The organism is Streptomyces sp. NPDC029014, assembly GCF_055564695.1.
In genome coordinates, this window is record NZ_JBVHVT010000047.1 from 16,816 (window position 1) to 32,786 (window position 15,971).

Consider the following 15,971-nt stretch of genomic DNA (forward strand, 5'->3'; position numbering starts at 1 on the left):
GATGACCGAGATCGAGATCATGACCACCGCCTCGCTCGGCGACACCAGCTACCTCCTCGTCAGCGGGGACGAAGCCGCCCTGATCGACCCGCAGCGCGACAGCTGGGAGCTGATGGAGTCCTGCGCCGACCGCGGCGTGCGGATCCGGTACGCCCTGGACACCCACGTCCACAACGACTACCTCTCCGGGGCGCTGGAGGTCCGCGCCGCCACCGGGGCCACCGTGGCGGGCCCCGCCCGCGCGCCGTACGCCTTCGACCACCTCGGCCTGGCCGAGGGCGACGAGATCACGATCGGGGACGCGACGCTGCGGGCGATGGAGACCCCGGGCCACACCGCCGAGCACACCTCCTACCTCGTCCTCGACGGCGCCCGCCCGGACCGCCCGGCGGCCGTGTTCACCGGCGGCAGCCTGCTGGTCGGCACCGCCGGCCGCACCGACCTCTCCGGCGCCGACCACACCGAGGAACTGGCCCGCGCCCAGTACCGCTCGCTGCGCCGCCTCGCCCTGCTCCCCGACAGCACCCGCGTCCTGCCCACGCACGGCGCCGGCAGCTCCTGCTCGGCCGGCCCGGCGGCCACCGGGCGGACCACCACCGTCGGCGCCGAGCGGCGCACCAACCCGGCGCTCACCGTCGCGGACGAGGAGGAGTTCGTCAGCGGGCGGATGGCCGGCCTGCCGCCGTACCCGGCCTACTACCACCACATGGCCCCGGTGAACCGGTCCGGCCCGCCCGTCCTGGGCGGGCTGCCCGTGCTGCGGCCGCTCACCCCCGCCGTGGTCGAGGGGCTCGCCGGCGGCGGCGCGCAGATCGTCGACGGCCGCGACCGCGCCTCCTTCGCCGCCGGTCACCTGCCCGGCTCGATCTGCGAGGAGCTCGACGACCGGTTCGCGAGCCTGGTCGCCGAGGTCGTCCCGTTCGGCACCCGCCTGGTCCTCGTCCTGCCCGAACCGGCCGGCGAGGCGGGCCGCGAGGCGGTCCGCCAGCTCCTGCGGATCGGGTACGACAACATCGCCGGGCACCTGGCGGGAGGCGTCGAGGCCTGGGCCGCCGCCGGACGGCCCCTGCGCTCCTTCCGCACCGCCGACGCCGCCGAACTCGTCGGGCACCTCGCCGACCGGCGCATCCTGGACGTCCGGCCCGAGGGCCCGGACGGCGGCGTCCCCGGCGCCCTCGTCGTACCGCTGGCCGAACTGCCCCGGCGGCTCGGGGAGCTGCCGCGGGACCGGGAGGTCTGGACGGTGTGCACCAGCGGCCGCCGGGCGACCATCGCGGCCAGCCTCCTCGACCGGGCCGGCATCCCCGTCACCGCCGTGACCCGCGGCGGAGCGGACGACCTGGTCCGGCCCGCGTGACGGCCCCCGGCGCGCCCGCGGGCGGGCGCCCCCGGCCGGAGCCCGTGGTCGGCGCCCCCGGCCGACGCCCGCGCGCGGGTCAGCGTACGGCGGCCAGGACCCGGCTGCTGCCGTACTGCCAGACCGTGCCCACATGGCGGAAGCCCGCCTCGCGCAGCAGCGCGGCGTGGGCCGACACCGGCAGGTCGTCGGCGGCGCACGGCGGGTGGCCCGCGGCGTCCGCGGAGGACAGCAGAGGGGCCAGTTCCGGGTCCGCCGCAGCCCCCGACCACCAGGACGACCAGTCCTCGTGGGTGAAGGCGAGGTGGCGCTCGCTGTGGCGGCGGTCGAGGTCCTGTGCGAGGGCCCGGACGGGCGCCTCGTCGGGGGCGATGTGGTCGCCGTTGACGAACACCCCGCCCGGGCGGAGCCGTTCGGCGAGGTCCCGGTACACGCAGCGCAGGGTGGCCCGGTCCAGGTAGTGCAGCGCCGTGGTGGAGACGGCCGCGTCCACCGGCCGGTCGAGGCCGAGCGCGTCGAGCCAGCCGGCCCCGCCGATCAGGGCCCGCACGTACCGCAGCCGGCGCCCGAAGTGCGCCCGCCCCAACTCCAGCAGCAGCGGGTCCGCGTCGACGGCCAGCACCTCGGACCCGGGCAGCCGGTCGGCCAGGCGGGCCGCCAGCGTGCCCGGACCGCTGCCCAGGTCGAGGAGGAGCCGGCGGCCGGACGTGGTGCGCGTGACGCGCTCGACCACGTCCGTGATGACCGTGAACCGCTCCTCGCGGTCCACCGCGTACCGCTGCTGCTGGCACTCCCAGCGCTCCACCCACCGCGCGGCCGTCACTGCGCTCATACCCATAGTGAAAATCATTGCAGGTTGGCGAGCACCGTCAGCAACTCCTCCATCTCTTCGAGCGTGTTGTACACGTGCAGGCTCACCCGCACCGACCCGTCCCGTACACTCCGCCCGGCCTGGCAGTGCTCGTCGGAGCGCACCATGAACCCGTGGCTGTACAGGATGAAACCCAGGTCCTGGGAACCGATCCCGTGGTGCCGGAACGTCACGATGCTGCCCCGCCGCTGCACCGGGGACCCGGCCGCCAGACTGGTCCGGCAGCCCAGCACCTCGTACGCGGGCAGTCCGGCAAGCCCATCGGTCAACACCGCCGCCAGCGCCGTCGTCCAGCGCGCGATCCGCCCCACACCGGCCTCCCGCAGCCAGTCCAGGGCGGCCGCCAGGCTCGCGATCCCGGCGGTGTTGGGCGTACCCGGCCAGCCGCCGGGGCGGAACGCCGGGCCGCGCGCTCCCCGCGCCCACACCGCGCCCGTGCCCGGCAGGGCGAGCGCCTTGTGCCCGGAGAACACCAGGAAGTCCACGTCCAGTTCGGCGAGGGAGACCGGCTGGTGCCCGACGCTCTGCGCGGCGTCCAGGCAGATCGGCACCCGCGGCCCGACCGCCCCGCGGACGCGGTGCACGTTCATGTCGGCGCCGTACACGTGGTGGACGTGCGTCGCCGCCACGAACCGGGTCCGCGGGCCCACGAGACCGGCCAGCGCCACCGGGTCGTAGTCCCCGGACCCGGCCTGGCAGGGCAGTTCCCGCACGGCGATCCGCACCCCGCGGGCGGCCAGCAGGTCCCGCGCCTCCAGCCAGGGGTCGAGGTTCGCCCGGTGGTCGCCGAACGGGACGACGATCTCGTCGCCGTCGGCGAGCAGCTCCGGCAGCCAGTCACGGGCCACGGCCCGCAGGCCCTCCGAGGCCCCGCTGGTGAAGTGCACCGACGAGCGTCCGGGCTCCGGATCCCCCAGGAACGCCTTCACCTGCTCGCGGGCGCCCTCCACCAGCGCCGTCGTCGCGTTCGCCCACGGATAGGAGCCGCGGGCCGAGTTGGCGTTGGAGGTGGTGAGGTAGGACTGCACGGCGTCCAGGACCGCCTGCGGCTTCTGCGCGGTCGCGGCACTGTCGAGGTAGGCCTGGCCGGGGTGCCCGGCCACGATGGGGAACCCGGCGCGCAGCGGGCGCTGCCAGGCGGCCAGCTCCCGCAGCTCCGCGCGCGGATCCGGCGGGGGAGGGGACCCGGCCATCAGTCGCGCACCAGCGGAGCGCCCGCGTCCCGCCAGGCGATGATGCCGCCCGCGAGGCTGCGCACGTCCGGATGGCCCATCCGGGTCAGCAGGGCCGCGTACCGCTGCGACTGCTCGCCCACCGGGCAGGCCAGCAGCACCGACCGGCTCGTGCTGAACGGCAACCCGCCGCGCACGAGTTCCGCGAACAGCTCGTCCACGATGTTGACCGAGCCGTCGATGTGCAGCGCCCGGTACGCGAACGGCCCGCGCAGGTCGACCACCAGCGGCTGCCCCGACTCCACCCACTTGCGGGCCTCGGCCACGTCCATCGCGCGTACGGCGGCCAGTTCGGCCCCGGTGACGGTGGAGGCGGAGTTGTGGACGGCGGGCCGGCCCAGCAGCTCGGGCCGCCGCTGCCGGACGTAGCCCAGATAGCTCTCGGCCCGGTCGCAGACGATGAACACGGCCGTCCGGCGCTCGGTCAGGGCGGCGTCCAGCGGCCGTAGGTGCCGGACCGCGCCGTGGTAGGCGGCCCCGCCGGTCGGGCCGGACAGCAGCCCGCAGCGGCGCAGCAGGACCAGCATCCCGTCGAGGGCCTCGTCCGCGCTCACCGCCTCGATCGCGTCGTACGCGGCCGGGTCGAACAGGCCCACCTCCTGCACCTCGTCGGCGGTGCGGATGCCCGGGATGAAGTCCGCCTTCGCGCCGACGAGCCCCACCACCCGTACGGCCGGGTCGTGGGCGCGCAGGGTCCGGGCGATCCCGGTGGAGGAACCGGCGGTGCCCACGCAGGCGATGAACCAGTCCGGGGCGCGGCCGTCCAGGTCGGCGATGATCTCCGGGCCGGTGCCCTGCGCGTGGGCCTCGGCGTTCAGCGGGTTGAAGTACTGGTCGGTGTGCAGGTGGGGGTTGCCGGGGAGGCTCAGCTCCCGGTGGAACAGGGTCAGCGGATCGGCGGTGTCCGTCGGGTCCAGGCACTCGCTCTGCCCGGGCAGTTCCTCGATCTCCGCGCCCAGCAGGAGCAGCAGGTCCTTGATCTCCGGAACGCGCATGCGGTTGGTGACGCTCTTGAACGGCAGCCCGTGCAGGCCCGCGATCAGGGCCAGGGCCTTGGCGGTGTTCCCGCTCGACAGCTCGACCACCGTCTCGCCGCCGGCCGCGGCACCGGCCAGGCGCTCGCGGACCATGTTCCAGGCGGGCCGGTCCTTCAGCGAGCCGAACGGGTTGAGCATTTCGAGCTTGGCGTAGAGATCGATGTTCCGCAGTCCGTGCACGTCCGGATCGATGCGCACCAGCGGGGTGTTGCCGATGGCGTCGGTGATGCTGTCGTACCTCATGTGCCTCATCCCCCCGTTTCCGTGACCGGCCAGTACTGCTCGTCGAGGCACCAGCGCCAGGCTCCGCCCTCCCCTCCGGCGTCGACCGCGGTGCCGCCCGCGGTGCCGCCCGGGGCGGCGGCTCTGACGGCCACCTTGCGGGCCACGGGCCGGCGTTGGGCCCGGGTGGCGGTGAAGTCCATGCAGTAGCCGGCGGTGTTGGGGAAGGCCAGCAGGTCGCCGGGGCGGGGCGGACGGGGCAGGAAGACGGTCCGGCGGGTGATCAGGTCGGCCTCCAGGCAGAGGTTGCCCATGAGGTGCACGCCGACCGCGCCGCCGCCGGGGCCGGGGTCCTGGGATGCGGTGGTCGGGCCGTCGTCGCGGGGGACCAGGACCGGGTCCACGAGCACGCCGTGCTCCTCCAGGCCGACGTCGGCCGCGTTCAGCGCGAGCCGTACCCGCGGCGGACCCCCGGCGTCGTCGCGGACCTCCATGACCCGGCCCAGGGTCAGCCCGCACTGGTCGACCAGGGCGCGGCCGGGCTCGGCGTACAGGTCGCACAGGCTCTCCAGCAGCAGCGTGCCCAGCGGCCGGCCCAGTCCCGGCGCGGGCCGGGAGAGCAGCTCGTCGAGGTAGGCGGCGCCGGCGGCCGGCCGGTACGCGGGGTAGAGGGCGGGCGCGCCCTTGAGGACGCCGTTCTCCACGCGCAGACCGTAGCCGTACCCGCCCCAGGCCAGCGGTGCACGGCGGCCGAGCACGGCCTCGGTGAGGGCGGTCGTCCAGCGTTCCCACTGGGCGGCGTGCGCGAGGTAGCTGATGCCGAAGCCGCCGCCGACATCGATCGCCCGCGGCTGGAAGCCGCGCAGCCGCAGTGCGTCCACGGCCCGCAGGCAGCCTTCGAGGGCGACCGCCTTCTCGTCCGCGCTGGTGGTGTCCAGGTGGTAGCCGACGCCGACGGGCTCCAGGGCGTCCCGCAGCCCGTCGAGCAGGTCGAGCAGCCGGTCCAGGTTCCGTTCGGGGGAGCCGAAGCGGGTCGGCCGGGACAGCGTCCGGGGGCCGCTCCCGCCGAACTCCGACAGGCGCAGCACCACGCGCAGCCGGGGCAGGCCGCACGTGCGCACCAGCCGGGCCGCCGCGGTGAGTTCGCCCGGCCCGTCGGCGTGCACGGTGGCCCCGCAGCGGGCCGCGAGCCAGAGGAAGTCGGGGTCCTTCGGCCCGGTCGTGATGATGCGGTCGCCGGTGAAGCCCGCCCCGAGGGCGTGCTGGAGCTCCTCCAGGGAGGCGGCGTCCAGCCCGGCGCCGGTGGCGGCCGCGTGGCGGACCAGGGCGCTGGAGCCGGTGGCCTTGTGCGCGAACCAGATCCGGCCGGGCAGCCGGTGCCGGCGCAGGACCTCGGCGAACGCCTCCGCGTTGCGTTCGAGCTCCGCGGGCAGGACGACGTTCAGGGGCGACCCGAGCGCGTCCACGAGGCCGTGCAGGAACGGCGCGGAGCGCAGCAGGGCCGCAGGGCCCGAGGTGAGCCGCGGTTCCAGGTACAAAGGGGCGTCGCTCATCCCGGCCGTCCCTCCCCGACGACGCATGCGGACCCGCATCCGCGATCACTCGTACGGCTCCGCCCATCATCGCTCCCCGTCTGCCGCAGCTGAAGGGGGCGTGGGAGCACGCGGGGGCGGTTGGCCGGATCGGTTCGGCCGGTTCAGAGGGCGAGGCTCATCAGGACGTCGTCCCGGTCGTCCCCGGGAGCCACGCGCAGCGCGCCCGGCCACCGGCCCACCTCCACCCACCCCAGCCGCCGGTAGAACCCCTCCAGTCCGCACCCGGACCGGGCGCTGAGCTGCAGCCGTTCCAGGCCCAGTTCGTCGCGGGCGACAGCGGCCACGCCGGTCATCAGGGCGCTGCCGACGCCGCGGCCGCGCAGGCCGGGGAGGGTCTGGAGGTGGTTGACCACCCCGCAGTGGGCCACCAGCGGGTGCGGGTCGTGGCGCAGAACCAGCCAGCCGGACAGGGCCTCGCCATCGACGGCGAGGAGGATGCGGCAGCGCAGCGGATCGAGCGAGCGCACCAGCCGGTCCACCGCGGGCGCGACGTCGGTCGCGGACACGGGCGGCATGGGCAGCTCGTGGGCGATCACCGCGCCGCCCGCGTTGACCACGGCCGTCCAGCAGGCGGTCAGCTGCCGTGCGGTGGCGGGCGGCACGCGGGCCGGGGTCGTCAGCTGGACCAGTTGCACCCCGGGCGGCTCGGGCACCTCGGGCGACTCCTGCGGCTCAGGAGGCTCGGGCGACTCCTGCGGCTCGGGCACCACACCTCGGGACGGCATGGCCCCAGCCTGCCACGGGGGACGTCAGTCGTGGGGCGCCTCACCGCTCACCCGGTGGTCGGCGTGGCTCAGCGCCTCCACGACCAGGCGGCGCAGGTGGCCGTCGCGGAGCCGGTAGTGGACGTGCCGTCCCTCCTTGCGGGACTCCACCAGCTGGGCCAGCCGCAGCTTGGCCAGGTGCTGGCTGACCGCCGTGCGCGAGGCGGCGCACTGCTCGGCGAGCGTGCCGACGTCGGACTCGTCCTGGGCGAGCAGCCACAGCAGGTGCAGGCGCGTGGGGTCGGAGAGCAGCGCGAAGACCGACGCCGCCTCGGCCAGCCGGGCGCTGTCGGGGGTCCGCAGGTGCGAGGCGGTCGCAGGTGGCAGGGGATCGCTCAGGGCCATGGGGACAGCGTAGGGCCGGGCGGTGCGGTGGTGGCCGGGGCGTGCGGGCATCAGTTCGTCATGTGCGCATCTGCGCACATGACGATACGGTGGAGGGGTGACCCCCGCCGAGCGGAAGGCCGCCCCATGCTGTCCGTCCTGCGCAACCGCACCTACCGGCACCTGTTCGCCGCCCAGGCCGTCGCCCTGACCGGCACGGGCCTGGCCACCGTCGCCCTCGGGCTCCTCGCCTGGGACATCGCGGGCCCGCGGGCCGGATCGGTCCTCGGCACCGCGCTGGCGATCAAGATGGTGGCGTACGTCGCCATCGCGCCCGCCGTCGCCGCGGTCGCCCACCGGCTGCCCCGCCGCACCCTCCTGATCGGCGCCGACCTGGGCCGGGCCGCGGTGGCCCTGTCCCTGCCGTTCGTCGACCGGGTCTGGCAGGTCTACGTCCTGATCTTCGTGCTCCAGGCCGCCTCCGCCGTGTTCACCCCCGCCTTCCAGGCCGTGGTCCCCGACGTGCTGCCCGCGGAGCGCGACTACACCCGGGCACTGTCCCTGTCCCGGCTGGCCTACGACCTGGAGAGCCTGTTCAGCCCCGCCCTCGCCGCCGCCCTGCTCGCCGTCACCAGCTACGACCGGCTCTTCCTCGGGACCGCCGTCGGCTTCCTCGGCTCCGCGGTCCTGGTCGCCTCCGTCGCCCTGCCCGGGCCGGTGGCCGCGGCCACGGCTGCCGGGGGCTCGGGTGCGGGTTCCGGCTCGGGCGCGGGCGGCGGCCCGTCCGCGGGCCGGCGCGGGCGGCGGGCGTACGCGGCCGCGACCGCGGGGGCCCGGCTCTTCCTCGCCACCCCGCAGCTGCGCGCCCTGCTGCTGCTCAACCTCACCGTGGCGGCCTCCGGCGCGCTCGTCACCGTCAACACCGTCGTCTACGTCCGCGACCGCCTGGGCCGCCCCACCGGCGACGTCGCCCTCGCCCTCGGCGCGTACGGGGCCGGCTCCATGGCCGTGGCCCTGCTCCTGCCCCGCGTCCTCGACCGGGCCGCCGACCGCACGGTGATGCTGCGCGGAGCCCTCGCCCTGACCGGCGTCTTCGCCGCCGCCGGGGCCCTGACCGCGGCCGGCTCCGGCGGCTGGCGCTGGCCCGCGCTGCTGGCGGCCTGGGCCGCGTTCGGGGCCGCGGGATCCCTCGTGCTCACCCCCGCGGGGCGGCTCATCCGCCGTGCCGTCCCGGCCGAGCGGCGCACCGAGGCCTTCGCCGCCCAGTTCTCCCTCTCCCACGCCTGCTGGCTGCTGACGTACCCACTGGCCGGCTGGGTCGGCGCCGCCGCCGGCCTGACCGCGGCCGTCGCCGTCCTCGGCGCGCTCGCCGCCGTCTCGGCCGCCGCCGCGGTCCGTCTGTGGCGCCCCGACGGGGCCGCGGAGCGGCCGCGCGGACACCGTCCCGCGGGCCCGGTTCTCCACAGGGCGGAGCGGGGTGTCGCAGGAGGTCGGTAGGCTGCCGGACATGACCCTTTCGGACGCGTCCCCCGAGACCAGCGATGCCCAGCAGGTGCTTCACCGCGTCTTCGGGTACGACTCCTTCCGCGGCGAGCAGAAGGAGATCATCGAGCACGTCAGCGCCGGCGGCGACGCCCTGGTGCTGATGCCCACCGGCGGCGGCAAGTCGCTCTGCTACCAGATCCCGGCCCTCGTCAGGGGCGGCACCGGCGTGGTGATCTCCCCGCTGATCGCGCTGATGCAGGACCAGGTGGACGCGCTGACCGCGCTCGGGGTGCGGGCCGGCTTCCTCAACTCCACGCAGGGCTTCGACGAGCGGCGCACCGTGGAGCAGCTCCTCCTCGCCGGCGAGCTGGACCTGCTGTACCTGGCCCCCGAGCGGCTGCGCACCGAGGGCACCCAGCGGCTCCTGGACCGCGCCGAGATCTCCGTCTTCGCCATCGACGAGGCGCACTGCGTCGCCCAGTGGGGCCACGACTTCCGGCCGGACTACCTCGCGCTCTCCATGCTCCACGAGCGCTGGCCCAAGGTGCCCCGGATCGCCCTGACGGCGACGGCCACCCCGGCCACCCACACCGAGATCTCGACCCGCCTCGGCCTGCAGGACGCGCGGCACTTCGTCGCCAGCTTCGACCGGCCGAACATCCAGTACCGGATCGCCACCAAGAACAACCCCGTCAAGCAACTGCTGGAGCTGATCCGCACCGAGCACGAGGGGGAGGCCGGCGTCGTCTACTGCCTCTCCCGGGCCTCCGTGGAGAAGACCGCCGCCGCCCTGGTGGAGCACGGCATCGACGCCGTCGCCTACCACGCGGGCATGGACGCGGCCACGCGCGCCGCGAACCAGGCCCGCTTCCTGCGCGAGGACGGCATCGTCGTCGTGGCGACCATCGCCTTCGGCATGGGCATCGACAAGCCGGACGTCCGTTTCGTCGCCCACCTCGACCTGCCGAAGTCCGTCGAGGGCTACTACCAGGAGACCGGCCGCGCCGGCCGCGACGGCGAACCGGCCACCGCCTGGCTGGCGTACGGGCTGCAGGACGTCGTCCAGCAGCGCAAGCTGATCGACGGCTCCGAGGGCGACGACACCCACCGCCGCTCGCTGACCGCCCACCTCGACGCGATGCTCGCCCTGTGCGAGACCGTCGAATGCCGCCGCGTACGGCTGCTGGCCTACTTCGGGCAGGAATCCGGGCCCTGCGGCAACTGCGACACCTGCCTGACCCCGGCCGAGTCCTGGGACGGGACGGTCGCCGCGCAGAAGCTGCTGTCGACGGTGTGGCGGCTGGCCCGGGAGCGGCGGCAGAAGTTCGGCGCCGGCCAGATCATCGACATCCTCCAGGGGAAGAAGACCGCCAAGGTCATCCAGTTCGACCACGACACCCTCTCGGTGTTCGGGATCGGCGCCGACCTGAGCGCCGGCGAATGGCGCGGGGTCGTGCGCCAGCTGCTGGCGCAGGGCCTGCTGGCGGTCGAGGGCGACTACGGCACGCTGGTGCTCACGGACGCCAGCGGCGAGGTGCTGGGCGGCCGGCGGCCCGTACCCCTGCGCAAGGAGACCGCGCCGGCGCCCGCCGCGGGCCGGGCCCGCAAGGAGTCCGGGGCCCGCTCCGGCAAGGGCGCCCGCGTCCCGGCCGACCTGCCGGCGGGCGCCGTGCCGGTCTTCGAGGCCCTGCGGGCCTGGCGGGCCGCGACGGCCCGCGAGCAGGGCGTTCCGGCGTACGTGGTCTTCCACGACGCGACCCTGCGGGAGATCGCGACCCGGCTGCCCGACACCGTCGAGGAGCTCGGGACGATCAGCGGCGTCGGCGAGGCGAAGCTCGCCAAGTACGGCGAGGGGATCCTGGACGTCCTCGCCGAGACCGGCGCCGCCGCGGCGCAGCCCGCAGCCCCGACCGCCGCGCAGCCCGCAGCCCCGACCGCCGCGCCCACCACACCCGCCGCACCCGCCGCACCGGGGCGGAACACGGGGCGGCACCGGGAGCCGTGGGACGACGAACCGCCCCTCGACCCGGAGGAGACGGACCCGCCCTGGGACGACTGGGAATAGTCGGCCCGCGGTCCGGGCGGCCGCGGCCACCCGGACCGCGGCCGGGACCGTTCGGCGGTCATGCTCCTGGCCCGCCCAGTATGTTGATCACATGTCTTCCGTGCTGATCGTCGGCTACGACCCGCACGCGATACCCGGCGTGGACGCACGGGCCCTTCGCGCCGCGCTCGACGCGGAGCTGGTCCGCTTCGACGAGCACGGCATCGCCGCGGCGATGACCCTGCTCGTCTTCGACGGAACGGCCGAGGCCACCCTCACCGCGGCACTGACCGACCGCCCGTGGGACGTCGTGGTCGTCGGCGCCGGGATCCGCGCGACCGAACCGCTGCTCCCGCTCTTCGAGCAGATCGTGAACCTGACCCGCCGCCACGCACCCCGGGCGGCCATCGCCTTCAACAGCGGCCTCGGGGACAGCCTCGAGGCGGCACGGCGGTGGATCTGAGGCCCGCCCGCCCGACCGCTGCCCGACCCGTACGGCCGGGGCGCCGCCGGCATCAGGGCGCCGCGGCCGGGACGGGTTCCTCCTCCTCGGAGTCCGCGTCGGCCTCCCGGTCCGGTTCGCCGTGCGCCGTGCACGGCGGGCACAGCCGGGCGTACTCCGCCATCACCTCCTCCACGGTCTCCTGCTGCTTGCGCTCGCACGCCCGGCGCCGGGTCTCCTCCTTGCACAGCAGCTCCGCCCGGGCGCCCTCCAGCACCGCGATCGCCTGCCAGCCCTTCAGGACGCACAACAGCGCCTTGCACAGGCAGTCGACGAACTCCGAGACGCTCCCGAAGCCCCGGAAGGCCTCCGCGATCCGCCGCAGCAGCACCAGCAGGCGCGCGTAGAGGCGTACGACGTCCTGGCCGAGCACCGGGTCGCAGACGTCGGCCAGCAGCTGCACCGCATCCGTCCTGATCTTCACCGCCCGCTCGGGCAGCGCCGTCACCTCGCCGTCCAGCGCCGTGAAGCAGGCCGCCGCCTTCTGGGTGTCCTGCGTGTACCGGGCGATCCGGGACGCGAGGGAGGCGACCGTGTCGTCCGGGTGGACCACGTCGGAGAACTCGCACCCGCAGTCGTCCGTGCAGCAGCCCCAACCGCCCGCGCACCTGCGGATGTCGTCGAAGACCCGGTCCACGGCCTGGGCCAGGCAGTGCCGCTGCTCGTGCCCGACCCGGCAGCGGATCTGCTCGCGGACCTTGCCGAGCGTCGCGGCCGCCTCGTCCAGATCCGCCTTCGCGGCCAGCCGGGCCCGGGTGTACCGGGTCCGGGCCCCGTTGAACTTCTCCTGGAACTCCCGCAGCTGCGGCAGGTGCTCCTGGGTTACCTCGGCCCGGCGCTGGATTCCCGTGGCGATGCAGGCCAGTTCGTCGATGGCGCCGGGGTCACAGCCGCCGGTGCTGCTGCCGGCCGGGTGGGTGTGCGCGGTGCTGCTCATACTGGCTCTCCTCGTCGATGCGGGCAGGCGCGACCCGAGTGTGGGCCGGGCGGTGTCACCGGCCCGTCGCCCGGCCATCGCGCACCGGCGCGGACGGCCGCGCCCCGGTTCGGTCGCGCGCCCGGCAACCCGTCCGGCAGCGCGCCCGGCAACGCGCCCGTGACGCGGCGGGCCGCAGCATCGCCCCATGGCTGGATACCGGGCTCTCGCCGCCGTCGGACGCAGCGTCGTCGCGCTGCTCAACCGGCGTTTCGCCGAGGAGCTCCCCACGGGGCGACGCCCGGAGGCCGTCCTCGCCGGGCCCGTCGACTTCGACAAGGTCGACACCCCGGGCTCCGTCATCCGCAACCCCGCCGTCTCCGTCTACTGCTACCGCCTGAGCATCGACCGGGAGACCCGGCCCGCCCTCGCGGCGCTGGCCGCCCAGGACGGGCTGCCCCGGCTGCCGCTGCGGATGCACCTGATGGTCGCCGCCTGGGACCAGTTCGTGGAGGCCGAGCTGGAGTGGCTCGGGCTCGTCGCCCGGATCCTGGAGACCGAGGCCCTGCTCACCGGCCCGCTCCTGCACCCGAGCGGCGACTGGCTCCCCGGCGACTCGGTGCAGATCGTCCCCGACGAGCTCGCCATGGACTCCATGAGCGAGGCCTTCCAGGCGATGACCACCGACTACCGGCTCTGCCTGCCCTACCTCGCCCGGGTCGTCCGCATCGACGGCCGGGCCGGGCCCGCCTCCGGCCCGGTCACCACCGTCGCCGCCGGTCCCGTCTCCGCGGAGCGCGCGCGATGACCGGCCCGGCCGTCGGGCGGGAGGACCCCGCCGCGCTGCCGGAGGAACCGATAGCCGTCGCCGTCGGTGAGGCCGCGGTGCTGCACCGCCTCGCCCTCGCCGTGCGGCCGCTCGACGCCCGCACCCGCGCCCCGGCCGGGCCCGGGCTGAGCGTCACCTGCGAGTACGAGCCCGTCCCCGGCCGCCGGCCGCGGCCCGGCGACCTGCTCCGGCCGCTCGAAGGACACGGAGCCACCGGGTTCGTCCTGCGGCACGGCGCCCCCGGCGCCCTGCCGCGCACCGTGACCGTACGCGTCGACGACCCCGCCCGGCGGTGGGTCCCGCGCCGCTTCCGCGTCCCGCTGTGGACCCGGCCCGAGCTCGCCGGCGCCGACGCCAGCCCGCCCACCGCCCCGTACGTCCGCGCCGACGCCCGGCTGCTGCTGCCCTGGCTGCTGCCCGGCCCGGCCCACCCCGTACCGCTCGGCACGACCGGCATCCGGCTGCGCGTCGTCACCCCCGCCGGGACACCCGTGCGCTGGCCGCGGGTGGACGCCTTCGGGCCCGGCGGCGTCCCGCTCGGCTGGGCGCACGGCGACGAGCACGGCCAGGTGCTGCTGCTGATCGACGGGGTGGGCGTGCTGCCCTCGCCGCCTCCGTCCCGGTTCGACGTCGCGCTGCGCACCCACGCCCCGGACCCGCCCGCGGGGCCGCCCGCCGATCCCCCCGCCGCCCTGCCCGCCGACCCGCTCGCCGGTCTCGTCGCCGAACCGGTCGTGCGCAGCACCTCCCCGCCCCGGCCGCAGGACCTCGACAACGCGGTGCTGCGCGGGACCGCCCGGCCGGCCGGGTACCGCACCGGCGCCGCCGACACCGTCCGCACGCTCACCGTCGGTCAGCTGGTCCATGCCGCCGACCTGCCCCACAGTCCCGCCTGACCGCGACCGAGGAGAGCCGCCGATGCCCGAGTACCTGACCCCCGGCGTGTACGTCGAGGAGACCAGCTTCCGATCCCGCTCCATCGAGGGCGTGCCGACCAGCACCTTCGGCATGGCCGGGCGCACCGAGTACGGCCCCGTGCCCTACACCCTGCCCGGCGGCCCCGCCGTCCTCCCCGCCCCGGTCCTCGTCACCGGCTTCACCGAGTACGAACGCGCCTTCGGCGGCCTGCGCATCGGCGACGAGGACTGCCCGCTCGCCCTCGCCGCCCGCGCCTTCTTCGCCAACGGCGGCCGCCGGCTCTACGTCTCCCGGGTCTTCCGCTTCCCCCGCACCGCCGCCGGCGCCATCGACGTCCCCCGCGCCTTCGCCTCCCTGGCCCTGCCCGCCCAGGGCACCCCGCTGCTGCGCTGGCGGGCCCGCTGGCCCGGCTCCGCGGGCGCCCGGATCGGCGTCGCCGTCACCTTCCGGCGCGGCAAGAACATCCTCGTCACCGGCCCCGGCGGGACACCCCGCCTGACCGGGGTCCAGGAGGGCGCCGCCCTGGAGGTCGTGCCGCTGGCCGGCGGAGCGCCGCCGGTCATCGCCGACACGGTCCCCCCGCAGCCCATCAACGTCCGGGTCGTGGCCCGGCGCGCCGACGGAGTCCTCGGCTACCGGGACGCCCAGGGCGGCTTCGAGGCCGTGACGGCCGGTTCCGCCGCCTTCCACCTGACCCTCGCCGTCACCGTACGCCTCGACGACCGCGTCGACGTGTACAACGAACTCGAACTCGACGACCGGCACCCGCGCTCGGTCGGCAACGTCCTCCAGGCGGCCGATCCGGCCGACGAGTTCTCCCTCGTCTGGCTGGAGACCGTACCGCCCGCGACGGGGGCGCCCCCGACGGCCCCCGGCGCGCGGCTCGCCGCCCTGCTCCTGCCCGGGCAGGGCGGCCTCCACCTCACCGACGGCGGCGACGGCGACCAGCTGGGCGCCGTCGACCTGGCCGGCCGGGAGGCCGACCCGGACAGCCTCGCCAACCCGGCCCTCGGGCTCGGCGCGCTCGCCGAGATCGACGACATCGCGATCGTCGCCACCCCCGACACCGTCACCCTCCTCCCGGCCGACCAGAAGACCGCCGTCGACCACCTGATCGGACACTGCGAGAAGCTCCGCTACCGGATCGCCGTCGTCGACCCGCCCCGCGACAGCTCGATCTCCGAAGTGCGCAGGTTCCGCGCCCAGTTCGACAGCAAGTACGCCGCCCTCTACTACCCGTGGGTCCGCATCACCGACCCCACCCGGCGCCCCGACCCCGGCGCCCCCGCCCCCCTCCTCGACGTCCCGCCCTCCGGATACGTCGCCGGCGTCTACGCCCGCAGCGACGCCGAGCGCGGGGTGCACAAGGCCCCCGCCAACGAAGTCCTGCTCGGCGTCGACGACTTCACCGTCAACGTCACCTACGACCGGCAGTCCGTTCTCAACCCCGAGGGCATCAACGCCCTGCGCTTCTTCGAGGGCCGCGCCCGGCGCGTCTGGGGCGCCCGCACGATGAGCTCCGACCCCGAGTGGAAGTACGTCAACGTCCGCCGGCTCTTCATCTACCTGGAGCACTCCATCGAGAAGTCCACCCAGTGGGCGGTCTTCGAACCGAACAACGAACGCCTGTGGGCGTCGGTCCGGCAGTCCGTCGAGGACTTCCTGTTCGCCACCTGGCGGACCGGCGCCCTGCTCGGCACCAAACCCGAAGAGGCCTTCTTCGTCCGCTGCGACCGCACCACCATGACCCAGAACGACCTCGACAACGGACGCCTGATCTGCCTGGTCGGCGTGGCCCCCACCTACCCCGCCGAGTTCGTCGTGTTCCGCATCGGACAGTTCACCGCCGACGCCCGGCGCAGCTGACCCGCCCGC

Annotated in this window: 14 protein-coding genes; 7 read left to right on the forward strand and 7 right to left on the reverse strand. The window is 75.5% G+C overall.

Annotation, left to right across the window (positions count from 1 at the left end):
* The first annotated feature begins 1 nt into the window (after window position 1).
* Window positions 2–1,357, forward strand: a complete 1,356-nt coding sequence (locus ACZ4VL_RS24715; RefSeq protein WP_468203879.1) for an MBL fold metallo-hydrolase — start codon at window positions 2–4, stop codon at window positions 1,355–1,357.
* 79 nt (window positions 1,358–1,436) lie between these two features.
* On the opposite strand, the gene ACZ4VL_RS24720 is transcribed toward ACZ4VL_RS24715, so the two are convergent.
* The 6 genes from ACZ4VL_RS24720 to ACZ4VL_RS24745 all read right to left on the reverse strand — a co-directional run bounded on the left by ACZ4VL_RS24720 (window position 1,437) and on the right by ACZ4VL_RS24745 (window position 7,423).
* Entirely contained in the window at window positions 1,437–2,195 is a 759-nt protein-coding gene (locus ACZ4VL_RS24720; RefSeq protein ID WP_468203881.1) for a class I SAM-dependent methyltransferase, read from the reverse strand.
* A gap of 8 nt (window positions 2,196–2,203) precedes the next feature.
* On the reverse strand, window positions 2,204–3,421 hold the full coding sequence (locus ACZ4VL_RS24725; RefSeq protein ID WP_468203883.1) for an aminotransferase class V-fold PLP-dependent enzyme: 1,218 nt from the start codon (window positions 3,419–3,421) through the stop codon (window positions 2,204–2,206).
* A complete protein-coding gene (locus tag ACZ4VL_RS24730) occupies window positions 3,421–4,740 on the reverse strand; it encodes a pyridoxal-phosphate dependent enzyme (RefSeq protein ID WP_468203885.1) in 1,320 nt (439 codons plus the stop codon). Before ACZ4VL_RS24730 ends, ACZ4VL_RS24725 begins: the two co-directional genes overlap by 1 nt.
* A 5-nt stretch (window positions 4,741–4,745) precedes the next feature.
* Window positions 4,746–6,272, reverse strand: a complete 1,527-nt coding sequence (locus tag ACZ4VL_RS24735) for a type III PLP-dependent enzyme domain-containing protein (RefSeq protein ID WP_468203887.1) — start codon at window positions 6,270–6,272, stop codon at window positions 4,746–4,748.
* Between the two features lie 143 nt (window positions 6,273–6,415).
* Window positions 6,416–7,039, reverse strand: coding sequence for a GNAT family N-acetyltransferase (locus ACZ4VL_RS24740; protein ID WP_468203889.1), 624 nt, complete (start codon window positions 7,037–7,039; stop codon window positions 6,416–6,418).
* A 24-nt stretch (window positions 7,040–7,063) separates the two neighbouring features.
* Complete coding sequence (locus ACZ4VL_RS24745) at window positions 7,064–7,423, reverse strand: ArsR/SmtB family transcription factor (RefSeq protein ID WP_361091968.1); 360 nt, start codon at window positions 7,421–7,423, stop codon at window positions 7,064–7,066.
* A 126-nt stretch (window positions 7,424–7,549) separates the two neighbouring features.
* On the opposite strand from ACZ4VL_RS24745, the gene ACZ4VL_RS24750 reads away from it, so the two are divergent.
* The 3 genes from ACZ4VL_RS24750 (at window position 7,550) to ACZ4VL_RS24760 (ending at window position 11,394) form a co-directional block, all read left to right on the forward strand.
* Complete coding sequence (locus tag ACZ4VL_RS24750; RefSeq protein ID WP_468203891.1) at window positions 7,550–8,899, forward strand: MFS transporter; 1,350 nt, start codon at window positions 7,550–7,552, stop codon at window positions 8,897–8,899.
* Between the two features lie 10 nt (window positions 8,900–8,909).
* On the forward strand, window positions 8,910–10,952 hold the full coding sequence (gene recQ, locus ACZ4VL_RS24755) for a DNA helicase RecQ (RefSeq protein ID WP_468203893.1): 2,043 nt from the start codon (window positions 8,910–8,912) through the stop codon (window positions 10,950–10,952).
* Window positions 10,953–11,043: 91 nt separating this feature from the next.
* Entirely contained in the window at window positions 11,044–11,394 is a 351-nt protein-coding gene (locus ACZ4VL_RS24760) for a hypothetical protein (protein WP_468203896.1), read from the forward strand.
* 52 nt (window positions 11,395–11,446) lie between these two features.
* Here ACZ4VL_RS24760 and ACZ4VL_RS24765 read toward each other — a convergent pair whose 3' ends face one another.
* The gene (locus ACZ4VL_RS24765; RefSeq protein ID WP_468203898.1) at window positions 11,447–12,370 is read right to left on the reverse strand and encodes a hypothetical protein; all 924 of its coding nucleotides are present in this window, start codon (window positions 12,368–12,370) and stop codon (window positions 11,447–11,449) included.
* Window positions 12,371–12,557: 187 nt separating this feature from the next.
* Here ACZ4VL_RS24765 and ACZ4VL_RS24770 point away from each other — a divergent pair, with 187 nt between their 5' ends.
* The 3 genes from ACZ4VL_RS24770 to ACZ4VL_RS24780 are packed head-to-tail and all read left to right on the forward strand — an operon-like array spanning window position 12,558 to window position 15,962.
* Entirely contained in the window at window positions 12,558–13,157 is a 600-nt protein-coding gene (locus ACZ4VL_RS24770; RefSeq protein ID WP_468203900.1) for a Pvc16 family protein, read from the forward strand.
* Window positions 13,154–14,074, forward strand: coding sequence for a hypothetical protein (locus ACZ4VL_RS24775; RefSeq protein WP_468203902.1), 921 nt, complete (start codon window positions 13,154–13,156; stop codon window positions 14,072–14,074). The genes ACZ4VL_RS24770 and ACZ4VL_RS24775 overlap by 4 nt, the downstream gene beginning before the upstream one ends.
* 22 nt (window positions 14,075–14,096) lie before the next feature.
* Window positions 14,097–15,962: a phage tail sheath family protein gene (locus tag ACZ4VL_RS24780; RefSeq protein WP_468203905.1), complete on the forward strand. Its 1,866-nt coding sequence runs from the start codon at window positions 14,097–14,099 to the stop codon at window positions 15,960–15,962.
* The last annotated feature ends 9 nt before the right edge of the window (window positions 15,963–15,971 follow it).